3 protein-coding genes are annotated in these 12,381 nt (G+C 68.6%); all 3 read right to left on the bottom strand.

What is annotated here, in order from left to right:
• Positions 1-5: 5 nt before the first annotated feature.
• Genes AO501_RS10090 through fadD26 form a run of 3 tightly spaced genes read right to left on the bottom strand, consistent with a single transcriptional unit; the run spans position 6 to position 11,757 of the window.
• Positions 6-4,514, bottom strand: coding sequence for a type I polyketide synthase (locus AO501_RS10090; protein WP_156452448.1), 4,509 nt, complete (start codon positions 4,512-4,514; stop codon positions 6-8).
• Positions 4,511-10,009 (bottom strand): type I polyketide synthase, encoded by a 5,499-nt coding sequence (locus tag AO501_RS10085; protein WP_055577578.1) that lies wholly within the window; start codon positions 10,007-10,009, stop codon positions 4,511-4,513. The genes AO501_RS10090 and AO501_RS10085 overlap by 4 nt, the downstream gene beginning before the upstream one ends.
• On the bottom strand, positions 10,006-11,757 hold the full coding sequence (fadD26, locus tag AO501_RS10080; RefSeq protein WP_055577577.1) for a long-chain-fatty-acid--AMP ligase FAAL26/FadD26: 1,752 nt from the start codon (positions 11,755-11,757) through the stop codon (positions 10,006-10,008). Before fadD26 ends, AO501_RS10085 begins: the two co-directional genes overlap by 4 nt.
• Positions 11,758-12,381 lie beyond the last annotated feature (624 nt).

Here is a 12,381-nt window from a genome sequence, read left to right as displayed (position 1 = left end):
AGCGGTCAGGTCAGCCTCTCCGAAAGTTGCCGCAGCAACTCGTCTTCGCTCAGGTCCTCGTAGTCGTCGGGTGGTTCCTCGGCCGCTTCCTCGGCCGCCAGGGCCAACTCGGCGAACTCCGGCAGCACGGTGGCCAGGTAATCGGTCAACCCGTACACCGTCGGATAGTCGAAAACCACCGAGGCGGGCAGGTATTCGCCGAGGGTGTCCGACAGCGCCCGCTGCAGCGTCACGCTCATCAGCGAGTCCATGCCCAACTGGAAGAATCCGGTGGACGGATCGAGGATCTCGGTGGCCGGCATACCCATCACCGTCGCGGCCAGCAGTCCGACCTGGTCGAGCAGCATGTCGTGGCGACGGTGCGCGTCGGCGGCCCGCAGCGCTTTGCGGAACTCGCTTTCCGGCAGCGCTACGCCTGTCTGCGCCGGCAGCAGGTCATCGACGATGCGCAGCGATCCACGGGTGCGGAAGGCCGCCGCCAGCAACGGCCAGTCGGCGGCGACGATCGCGGTGCGCACCGCGGCCCCCGGGGCCAGCACGGAAGACAGTGCACCGATGGCGGTTTCGTCGTCCATGGGCGTCAGCCCGGATTCGGCGCTGACCTGGCTGGCGTCCCGCTGCGCGTCGGCCAGCGACTTCCACAGTCCCCAGTCGACGACGGTCGCCGGCAGGCCCATGGTGCGCCGCGCATAGGCGAAGGTGTCCAGGAAGGTGCTGGTCGCGGTGTAGTGGGCGAGCCACCGGGAGCCGAGCAGGCCGGAGACGGAGGAGAACAGGACGAAGTGGCGCACCGGGTGGTCGGTCAGATGGCGCAGCGACAGCCGGTGCAGCAGCGCCGCGGCGTCGAGTTTGGGCCGGAACATGGCGGTGACGTCGTCCCCCGACATCTCACTGAGCAGTACCGGCCCACCGGCGAAGGCCGCGAGATAGATCCCTTCCAGCGGAGGTAGGTCGGCGCCGAACCGGTCGAACAACGCGCCCATCGCCGCGGGGTCGGTGGCGTCGGCGGCCACCTCGACGAGTTCTGTTCCGGCCGTCCGCAATTCGTCGGCCAGCTGCTGCAGCGCGCCGGGTCTGCGGGCCACCGCGACGACGGTGGTGGCACCCATCCGGGCGAGCTGGCGGATCAGGTGCGGCCCGATGTTGCCGGTGGCGCCGATGACCAGCTGACTGGTGTCGCCGCCGAGCTGCAACGCCGGGGTGCCCGCGTCCTGCGGTCGCCAGTGCAACCGGGGGACGTGGCGAACCCCCGACCGGTACACCACCTGGTCCTCACCGTCGGCGAGTTCGGCGGCAGCCAGCACGTGCTGTGCGGCGAGCTCCGCGGGCATCGTGTCGTCGACGTCGATCAGTCCGCCCCAGATGTCGGGATGCTCCAGCGCCAGCGAGCGTCCCAGGCCCCACAACACCGCGTGAACGGGGTTGGCCCGTTCGCCTTCGGCGACCGGCTGTGCGTTGCGGGTCATGACGAACAGTTTCTGCGGCGAACCGCCGGCGACCATGGCGGTGGCCAGCGCGCGGGCGGTGTCGAAAATTTGGTAGGCCGCGGCGATGTCGAACGACTCACCGGCGACCGGCGGTGCGTAGAGCACGTTGTCCACGCCGTCCAGCGGAATGTCAACGGCGCCTTCGGTAATCACCCGGGCGTCGGCGGCCTGGGCCATGGCGTCGGCCAGTGCGGGCTCGGCTACCACCAGCCAGGAGGCGCCCCCGGCGATCTCGGCGGCGGGCGCGGGGCTCACGGGCCAGTCCAGCTGGTGGATCCAGGCTTCGACGGTGTCGCCGGGAGGCTGAATCCGGTTGCGAATAGGACGTTCCGGGCTTACCACGTCCATGTCGATCCAGTGGTGGGTGTGCTGCCACGGCGTGGTGGGTATGGCCGGGTGCGGCTCGGGCGCGTGCGGGGGATCCGCCGGGCGCACCGTGTAGAGGTTGGCGCGGAAGGTGACGGTGTCGTCGCTGTCGCGCTGCAGAGTGCCGACGGTGCGGTAGCCTGGTCCGGCCAGCGTCTCGGTGATGGCCTGGGTGAGCAGCGGGTGTGCGCTGATCTCGATAAAAGTGTGGTGCTGTTCGGCCGCTGCGGTGATGGCCTGCTGGAAGCGCACCGGGTTGCGCATGTTCACGGCCCAGTGCTCGGCATCGAATGCCGGTGTGCCGTGCAGGCTTTCGTACGTGGTCGAGATGATCGGCAGCGACGGGCGGCGCGGCGCCAGGTCCGCCAGCTCCGCACGCATCGCCGGCTGCAGTGCGTCCATCGCCGGATTGTGCGGAGCCACTTCGATATTCACCCGGCCGGCGAAGCGGTTCCGGGCACGCGCCGCGGCGATCAGCTCGTCGATCTGTTCGGTGGGACCGGAGATCACCGTTTGGCTGGGTGAGTTGTAGATGCCCAGTGTCACCTGCGGGTAGTCGGTGATCAGCAACTCGGTGGCCTCGGCGTCGAGGCCCAGAATGGCCATCCCGCCCTGCCCCGACAGCGGCGCCATCAGCCGGGACCGGGTGGCGGTGACCCGCAGGCCCTCCGCGGGCGTGAGCGCGCCGGCCACCACCGCGGCCGCCACCTCACCCATCGAGTGCCCGATCACCAGGTCGGGCCGCACGCCGTGGGAGCGCCACAGTTCGGTCAACGCGAGTTGCATGCCGATCAGGCCCAGCTGGATCTGCTCGATGCCGACCAGTTCCCGGCCGTCGGCCAGCACGTCGCGCAGGGAGAAGCCGGCCTGCTGTACGAAGACCGGTTCCAACTCGGCCACCGCGTCCGCGAAAGCCGTTTCCTCAGCGAGCAATCGGCGACCCATGCCGGCCCACTGCGAGCCGCGCCCGGAGTACACGAACACCACGCCCGGTCCGGGCGAATCCTGGCAGGGCACAACGCCCTGGGCATGCTGTCCTGCCGCCAGGGCGCGCAAGCCGTCGACCGCCTGCTTACGGTCGCGGGCCACCACGGTCGCGACCTTGCCCTGCCGGGTGCGGTGGTGGTTGAGCGTATGGGCGACGTCGGCGACGGCAACCTCGGCGACCTCCAGCCAGTCGGCCAGCGCCCCGGCCGTGGCGGCCACCCGCTGCGGCGACTTGCCCGACACCAACAGCGTGGACACCCCGGCGTCCGACCCGGTCACCGGCGAGAGGTCGGGGCCCTGCTCGATGACGACGTGCGCGTTGGTGCCACCCAACCCGAACGAGGACACCGCCGCCCGGCGCGGACCCGCGGCGCCGGGCCAGAAGGTGTTCTCGGTCGGCACGAAGAATCGGGTCGCCGCGGCGTTGATCGCCGGATTCCATTGTGAGAAATGCAGATTCGGTGGGATCTGGCCGTGCTGGACGGCCAGCACAGCCTTGATGAAACCGGCGATCCCGGCCGCGGCCTCGAGGTGGCCGAGATTGGTCTTGACGGCGCCCAGCGCGCACGCGCCCTGGCTCTGATCCTTGACCTGGCCGTAAGTCGCTGCCAGCGCCTCGAATTCGATCGGGTCGCCGAGCACCGTTCCGGTTCCGTGCGCCTCGACGTAGCTGACGCTCTCGGGCGCCACATCGCTGGACCGCAGCGCGTCCGCGATCACATCGCACTGCGCGGCCGTGCTGGGTGCGGTGACACCGTTCGAGCGGCCGTCCTGGTTGACCGCGGAGCCGCGGACCACCGCCAGCACCCGGTCGCCGTCGCGCACCGCGTCGGTCAGCCGCTTGAGCACCACCACGCCGGCGCCCTCACCGCGCACGAAACCGTCGGCGGCCGCATCGAAGCTGGCACAGCGGCCCTGAGGGGACAGCAATCCCCATGCCGAGATGGCGATCTGGGTTTCCGGGCGCAGCGTGACACTCACCCCGCCGGCCAGCGCCACATCGGTCTCCCGCAGTCGCAGGCTCTGGCAGGCCAGGTGCACCGCCACCAGCGACGACGAGCACGCCGTGTCCACCGCCACCGCGGGGCCGCGCAGCCCCAGCAGGTACGAGATGCGGCCCACGGTGATGCTGTGCGCATTCCCGGTTCCGGTGTAGGCGTCCACCGTGTCGGGGTTGGCGGCCAGCATGGACTGGTACTCGTTGAAGTACACGCCCATCATGACCCCGGCACGGGTGCCGGACAGCGAATCCGTCGGTATCCCGGCATGTTCGAGAGCTTCCCAGGCCACCTCCAGCAGCATCCGCTGCTGAGGATCCATCGCCGCGGCCTCGCGCGGCGTGATGCCGAAGAACTCCGCGTCGAAGCCGGCGATGTCGGGTACGAAGCCGCCCCACTTGGTGGTCATGTGCCCCGGCGTCAACGGGTCGGGGTCGTAGAACGCGTCGGCGTCCCAACGGTCGGTGGGCACCGGTGAGATGGCGTTGCGGCCTTCCACCAGCAGTTCCCAGAAGCTGTCCGGCCCCACGACATCACCGGGGAACCGGCAGCCGATGCCGACCACCGCGATCGGCTCGGCGACCGCGATCCGGGAGATCTTCTCGAACTCGTTCGACAGGGCGGCGCGCTGCTGCGCGCTCATACCGGAGATCCGGCTGAAGGCCGTTCGCATCACGAAGGCCTTTCAGCCTCGGACGACGTCGACTCGATGCGGTCGAAAAGGCTGTCCAGCACACTGCCGGCCGACGCGGAAAGCGCCGCCATCTCGTCCTCGCCCGAATCCTGCTCGGGAGCAACCCGATTGGCCAGGTAGTTCGCCAGCGCCGCCACGGTCGGATGGTTGAACAGCATGGTGGCCGACAGTTCGATGCCCACCAACTGCTCGGCCTCGCGCCGAATCGCCATCGCCATCAGCGAATTGAGCCCGAGTTCGGCGAACGGACGGTCGCTGTCGAGGTCGGATTCGGGCAGCCGGAGCTCGCGGGCGATGATGCCGCGCAGCCCGCTCTCGAACTGGTGGCGTATCTCCGGGGCGGAGAGCCCCGACCAGTCGCGGGCCGGGATCAGGTAGCTGTCCTGGATGGCCGACCCGTCCGAGGTCGAGGGCACCGGCAGCACGACCGCCTGCGCGACGTCGTAGCCGTCGATGTGCTCCCACGCGGTGAACGCCTCCTCCGGCGTGATGTCGCGGGACCCCAGGCGGGCCAGTTCGTCGCTGACGATCCGCGCGTCGGCGGCGAACCCGAGCCCGCGCCAGGCCACCCAGTCCAGACTCACCGTGTGGCAACCCTGTTGGTGCCGTGACCGTGCCAATGCGTCCAGGTAGGCGTTTGCCGCGGCGTAGGAACCTTGCCCGGGGATTCCGAATATCGTTGCGGCCGAGGAGGTCAGGAAGAAAAAGTCGACGCTGCCGGGCGGGAAGGCGTGGTGCAGCACCTGGCTGCCGCCGATCTTGGACCACGCCACCTCGCGCACGGCGTCACCGGTCATGGTGGTCACCAGTTGGTCGTTGGTGACACCCGCCGCGTGGATGATCCCGCGGATCGGTGCGGCGCCGTCGGTGTCCCGCCGTTGCAGCAGGGCACGCAACTGGTCACCACAGCCGATGTCCAGGGTGACGGCTTCGATTGCGACGCCGCGCATTTCCAGGGCGCGGATCGCGTCGATCTTGTGCCGCAGTCCCGCGTCCAGGGTGTCCAGTTCCCAGTCCCGTCTCGGCGGCAACGGGGTACGGCCGGTCAACACCAGCCGCCGGGCGCCGCGGTCGGCCAGCCAGCCCGCCATCAGCAGGCCGAGCGCGCCCATCCCTCCGGTGATCAGGTACGCCGCGTCGGGCCGGCACCGCACCGGCTTGCGCACCGGTTCGCCGCGCAACGCCGCCAATGCGGGTGCCAGGACGGTGTTGTCCCGCAGCACCAGCACGGATTTGCTCGGACGCTGGATCAGGTCAGCGAGTGCGGAGTCGTCGGGCACCGCCGCCTCGGCCAGATCGACCAGTCCACCCCACAACTCGGGGTGCTCGGCGGCGATCACCCCGGCCAGGCCCCACAGGAAACTCTGACGCAACGCCGACGGGCTCGCCGACTCGTACACCCCGCGCGTGACGATCCACAGCGTGACAGGGTCGGTGCGCTGCGCCAGCGTGCGGACCGCAGCGCTGACTTCCGCGCACACCCGGACCGCGAAGTCGACGTCGGTCTCGGCGGCGTCGGTCTGGGATTCCGCGACGTACAGCACGTACCGCGCGTCGGCGACGCCGCCCGGCCCGAAACCATACTGCGCCAGGCCATCCCGAATAGCGCCCGCGTCGCCGAGGACCGCGAGGTTTCCGGGACCCAGCGCCTCGGTGGGATCTACGCGCGGCTGCCAGTCCAGCGTGTGCGCGAACGTCCGTGCGTCGGCATTCTCGGTGGCCGGCGTGGCGGCGAGGTCCAGCGCCCGATAACGCAGCGACTGCACTGACAGGAACGGCGTTTCGCCGTGCAGCCCGGCGGTGATGTCGACCGTGATTCCCTCGGCGTCGCGGCCGGTGTGGGTGAGCAGAACTGAGGCGCGAGTTTCGGAGTCGTTGCCGCGCAGCCAAACTCGTTCGATACTCGCCGGAACGTACAGGCGGGCGTCGTCGACCTCGGACAGCGCGCCGACGATCACGGCGGCGTCCAGCAGCGGCCCGGTGGAACCGTCCGGCAGGGCGTCCGGTAGTTGGATCGCGGCGCGCACGCCATTCGCGGTGTTCTCCCAGGCGTCGAGGGTCCAGGTGAACGGCAGCCCGTCCACACCGCGCAGCGCGAGTTGTTCGGTGATGTCGGGCAGGTCATCATCGAGGAGCGGCTGGGGCCGCGGCGCGACAACCGGTGCCGGCTCCGGCACCGCCGCCGACAGCCGTGCCGTCACATGACGCGTCCAGCGGTCGTTGTCGGCGGGGCGCGAGGCCAGGCTGATCGACCGGTCGTCGGCCACCACCTGGATCAGCCGGGGCTGATCGGCGAAGACGGGCTGGTCGAACCGCACCGCGGACAGCGCCGGGTACCCCAGTTCGTCTGCCGCGCAGAGCAGTGTGCGCAGGACGATCGAGGCCGGAACCACCTCGACACCGTGGAACCGGTGCCGGCCGCGGTACGGCTTGGCCTCGGGGGCCAGGCGGGCTTGCCACAGGTGCGACGGCGGGCCACCGGACACGGCCGTGACCGTGCTGTGCTGGCCGAGCAGCGTTCCGGGCGACGGCGCCGCGATCACGGAGCCGGCGGCACGTCTTGGGTCGATCCAGTGCCGGGAATGCTGCCACGGCGTGCTGGGCAGCGGCGGGTGCGGTTCCGAGGGGTGCGGAGTGTGCGGTGGGTGGGCGGTGTGCGCCGTGTTGACGTTGGTGCGGAAGGTGATGGTGTCGTCGGTGTCGCGCTGCAGCGTGCCGATGCTGGTGTACCGGGTGCCGTGCTGAGCGGTGTGCAGGGTGTCGATGACCGCCTGGGTGAGCAGCGGGTGGGCGCTGACCTCGATGAAGGTGTGATGCTGCTCGCCGGCCAGCGCGATGCCCTGCTGGAAGTGCACCGGGTTGCGCATGTTGACGGCCCAGTGCTCGGCATCGAAAAGGGCGGTGGTGTCGGTGCTTTCGTAGGTGGTGGAGATGATCGGCATGCTCGGGGTGCGCGGTTGCAGGTCGGCCAGTTCGGCGCGCATCGCCGGCTGCAGCGCGTCCATGGCCGGATTGTGCGGGGCCACTTCGATATTGACCCGGCTGGCGAAGCGGTCCCGGGCGCGCGCCTGCTCGATCAACTCGTCGATCTGTTCGGTGGGCCCGGAGATCACGGTCTGGCGGGGTGAGTTGTAGATGCCCAGCGTCACCTGCGGATAGTCGGCGATCAGCGCCTCGGTGGCCGCGGCGTCGAGTTCGAGCAGCGCCATGGCGCCCTGCCCGGACAACGGCGCCATCAACCGGGCGCGAGTCGCCGTCACCCGCAACCCTTCGGCGGGGGTGAGGGCTCCGGCGACCACGGCGGCGGCCACCTCGCCCATGGAATGCCCGATCACCAGGTCGGGCTCCACCCCGTAGGAACGCCACAACGCGGTCAGCGCCAACTGGATGCCGATCAGACCCAACTGGATCTGCTCGATGCCCACCAGTTCCCGGCCCTCGGTGAGCACGTCCTGCAGCGAGAACCCGGCCTGCTCAACGAAGACGGGCTCCAGTTCGGCCACGGCCGCGGCGAATGCCGGTTCGTCGGACAGCAATCGGCGGCCCATGCCGGCCCACTGCGAGCCCCGCCCGGAGTAGACGAACACCGTGCCGGGACCCGATGCGCCGTTCTGGGGGCCGACCACGCCGGGTAGGTGCTGCCCGGTGGCCAGTGCGCGCAAACCCGAGATAGCCTGCGCGCGGTCCCGGGCCACCACGGTGCCGAATTTGGCCTGCCGCGACCGGTGGTGATTGACGGTGTGGGCGACGTCGGCCAGGGAGACGCCGGCTCCGGCGCCTTCCATCCAATCCGCGAGCACCGCGGCGGTCGCGGCCACGCGTTGCGGGGTCTTGCCGGCCACGATCAGCGTCGAGACGGCGGGTTCCGGGTCTTGCTCAGGCGGTGCGGCGACCTCCTGCCCCTGCTCGATCACGACGTGTGCGTTGGTCCCGCCGAAGCCGAACGACGACACGCCGGCTCGGCGCGGATGTCCCGTTTCCGGCCAATCAGTCTGACTGTCAACCACTTTCATCCGCAGATCGGCGAACGGGATGTGCGGGTTGGGGCTTTCGAAGCGCTGGTTCGGTGGGATCTGGCCGCGCTGCACCGCGAGGACGGCCTTGATGAAGCCGGCGATCCCGGCCGCGGCCTCGGTGTGACCGAGATTGGTCTTGACGGCGCCCAGCAGCAGGGGAGCCTCGGCGGGTCGCCCGCGACCCAGTACGGTGCCCAGGGCCCGGGCCTCGATCGGGTCGCCGAGCAGGGTGCCGGTGCCGTGTGCCTCGACGTAGTCCACTTCGGTGGGCCGCATGCCGGCATTCGCGTACGCGGCGCGCAACACGGCCATCTGCGCGGCCGGGTTGGGCGCCATCAATCCGTTGGACCGGCCGTCCTGGTTGACCGCCGAGCCGCAGATGACCGCGAGCACGCGGTCGCCGTCGCGCTGGGCATCCGTCAACCGCTTGAGCACCACCACCCCGGCGCCCTCGCCCCGGACGAACCCGTCGGCGGCGGCGTCGAAGGCGCGGCAGTGACCGGTCGGCGACAACGCGCCAACCTGATCGAAACCGCGAAAAACGGCCGGGGACAGCAACAAATTGACGCCCGCCGCGATCGCCAGCTGTGAGTCCTGGGTGCGCAGGCTCTGACAGGCCAGGTGAATGGCCACCAAGGACGAAGAGCACGCGGTGTCCACCGCCACCGACGGCCCGCGCAGGTCAAGGAAATACGACAGGCGGTTGGCGATGATGCTCATGGCACCGCCGGTGTTGCTCCACCCGTCGATCTGCTGAAGGTCGGTGGCGGCGATGGCCCCGTATTCGCTCAAGCACGATCCGGCGAACACGCCCGTCTGCGAGCGGCGCAGGGAGTTGGGCGGAATCCCGGCGTGCTCTAACGCTTCCCAGGCCACTTCCAGCAGCAGCCGCTGCTGCGGGTCCATCTTGTCGGCTTCGCTGGGTGAGATCTCGAAGAACTCCGCGTCGAACGCGTCGATGTCGGGCAGAAAGGAACCCCACCGGGTGGTGCGGGCCAACACGGCTCTGACTTCCGCGGAACCGTCATCGAAGAGTTCCCAACGCTGGTCAGGGACCTTGCCGATGGAGGAACGCCGCTCACACAGGAAGTCCCACAACGCATCCGGCCCGGAAATCCCGCCGGGAAAGCGGCACCCCATGCCGATCACCGCGATCGGTTCTTCCAGTGAATTGCGGCCCGGACGGTTGAGCGCGGCCGCTTCGGGCTCCGGTTCGGGGGCGGTGAGGTGGGCGGCCAGGTCGTTGATCGTCGGATGCTCCCAGAAGTCGATGGGTGAGACCGTCCTGCTGAGCAATTCGGTCAGTTCGCCGGACAGCACGACGGCATCGCGCGAGCTCACGCCGAGGTCGGCCAGCGACAGGTCGGGGTCGACCTCGTCCGGTCTGCATCCGATGTTGGTGACCAGATAGTCGACGAGCCAGTGGCGGAGGTCGGCCTCCCCGCTGATGCTCGCCGTCATACGCTCACGTCCAGCCGCTTGAAGCCGTCGCTCCGATAGCGCTCGACGCAGGCGGAACGCCGGATCTTGCCGCTGGTGGTGATGGGAATGGAGCCCGGAGACACCAGGACCAGGTCTGCGACCCGCAGGCTGTGTGACCGCGAGATCGCCGAGGTGACTTCACGCTTGACCGAGCGGAGCTTGAGCATGGCGTCCTCGGCCGACGCGCCGCGGCGTTTCAGCTCGATGATGGCCACCAACTGCTCGGTGATGTCATCCGGAACCGAGATCGCCGCAACCCGGCCGCCGGTGATCTCCTGGATCGTCGCCTCGATGTCGTCGGGGTAGTGGTTGCGGCCGTCGACGATGAGCAGGTCCTTGATGCGGCCCATGATGAACAGCTCACCCTCGGACAGGACGCCGAGATCGCCGGTGCGCAGCCACGGTCCTTCCGGCGTACCCGGGGCCGGGTCGACGATGTGGGCGTTGAAGATGCGGTGGGTCTGCTCGGGCTTCTGCCAGTAGCCCAGTGCCACATGGTCGCCGTGCACCCAGATCTCGCCGACGTCGCCGGACATGTTCTCGACCATGGTCTCCGGGTCGACGATGCGCACCGCGGACGGGTCGGGGCACCCGTAGCTGATGAGTTCGGTGCCGACGGTGCCTTCCGGGCCACAGCGCTTGGCCTGACCGGCGGACAAGTGCTCGTAGTCGAACCGCACCGTCGTGGGCGCCGTTCCAGGTTCGGGTGCGGCTACGTACAGCGTGGCTTCGGCGAGTCCGTAGGACGGCCGGACCGCGGTGGGGCTCAGGTTGTATTTGGCAAACCGCTCGGTGAAGCGCTTGACGGTCGCCACATGGATCCGTTCGCTCCCGCTGACGATGCCGACGACGTCGCCCAGGTCGAGACCGGCCATGTCGTCGTCCGACGTTCGGCGCACGGCCAATTCGAAGGCGAAATTCGGTGCGGCGGAAAAGGGTGACGGATTCGTGGCCAGCAGTTGCATCCAGCAGGCCGGGCGGCGCAGAAAGGCCATTGGGCTCAGCAACACCGCACTGCGTTCGGCGACCATCGGTGCGCAGATTCCGAGAATCAGGCCCATATCGTGAAATAGCGGCAACCACGATACGACGGTTCCGTTGGGAATCTTGGCCAGGTCGCCGAAATAGCCGTAGAGGCTCTGTGTCACATTCGCGATCACGTTTTTGTGCGACACGATCACGCCGGCCGGTGTGCGAGTGGATCCGGATGTGTATTGCAGATAGGCCGCCCCGCTGGCTGGCCGGGTGACCATTGATGGTTCCCGCGGCGAGTCCAAATCCAGCAGATCGACTTCAATGATGAAGGGCGCGGCCTGTCCGTTTTGCGCGGTTGCATATTTCGACACGTCACTCGCCACGGACGAGGTGGTGAGAATGGCGACCGGCCGGGAGTCCCGCAAGACCGCGGAGACGCGGTCGTCGTGGATGCCGTACTGCGGTGTCGACAGCGGAACGGCGATGAATCCGGCCTGCAGCGCACCGAGGAATGCGATCACGTATTCCAGGCCCTGCGGGGCCAGAATAGCCACCCGGTCACCGGGTGCGCCGCACAGCGTGAGTTCGTCGGCGATGACGCAGGCCCGGCCGTAGACCTGCGACCAGGTCAGCGTCTCAGCAAAGCCGTTGGGATCCAATCCGTAATCGACAAACGTGTACGCCGCGGTATCGGCCTGTTGATGGGCCCGCTGTTTCAGCAAAGCGGGTAGGGACCCGTCAGTCACCGGCATCGCTTTACACTCCCGTTCGAACATTTGCCCTTGTGCACTATTGCGGCCTCGCTGCAATCCAAGCGAGGCCGCATAGCGGTGCGACCAGTGCCGTTGAGCGGCACGTACGAGTTGCGTAGCCCGAGCTGACGATTATTTGCTTCCCCACCGAAGCACCTCTGTGTGCCGCCGGATGATCGCCCCTGGACTAATTCCGCTCCCCTTACAACTAGTCGCGTGTGCAACGGTAATCATCTCTCGGTACGGGTGGGGGCATTATCGGAAAATCCACACGCTACCCACAGGTCTCACAGAGGTCGCAGCTTTGATAGCGCAGGTGGCTGAACTGCGCTGAATCTTATTCACTCCTGCCTGGCGCTGTGGTTGATGTGACATGTGATACGCGGGTGGCGGATGTTGGCGTCGCGAGACGTGAGCCTGAAGTTCCCGAGGCCACGCCCGCCCGTTTTCTGGGACCAGCGTCCCGTTGTGACGAGAGTAACACCACTGGCGCAGGTGCCCGGCGACGTTTTTCCGATCCTTGCGCGCGGACGGTGGGTCCACCCGGTCGCCGAACCAGCACGCCGGGCCGATTCAATGATTGCTGCCACACCGTGCGGACTTTGCCGCCGGCGGACCGGCCGT

Source organism: Mycobacterium gordonae, from assembly GCF_001417955.2.
Classification (GTDB): domain Bacteria; phylum Actinomycetota; class Actinomycetes; order Mycobacteriales; family Mycobacteriaceae; genus Mycobacterium; species Mycobacterium gordonae_B.
This window is presented reverse-complemented; position numbering and strand designations above follow the sequence as displayed.

Excerpts from the sequence above, each read along its gene's own strand:
- fadD26 (WP_055577577.1), bottom strand. The coding sequence starts at position 11,757 with ATGCCGGTGACTGACGGGTCCCTACCCGCTTTGCTGAAACAGCGGGCC.
- AO501_RS10085 (WP_055577578.1), bottom strand. The coding sequence starts at position 10,009 with ATGACGGCGAGCATCAGCGGGGAGGCCGACCTCCGCCACTGGCTCGTC.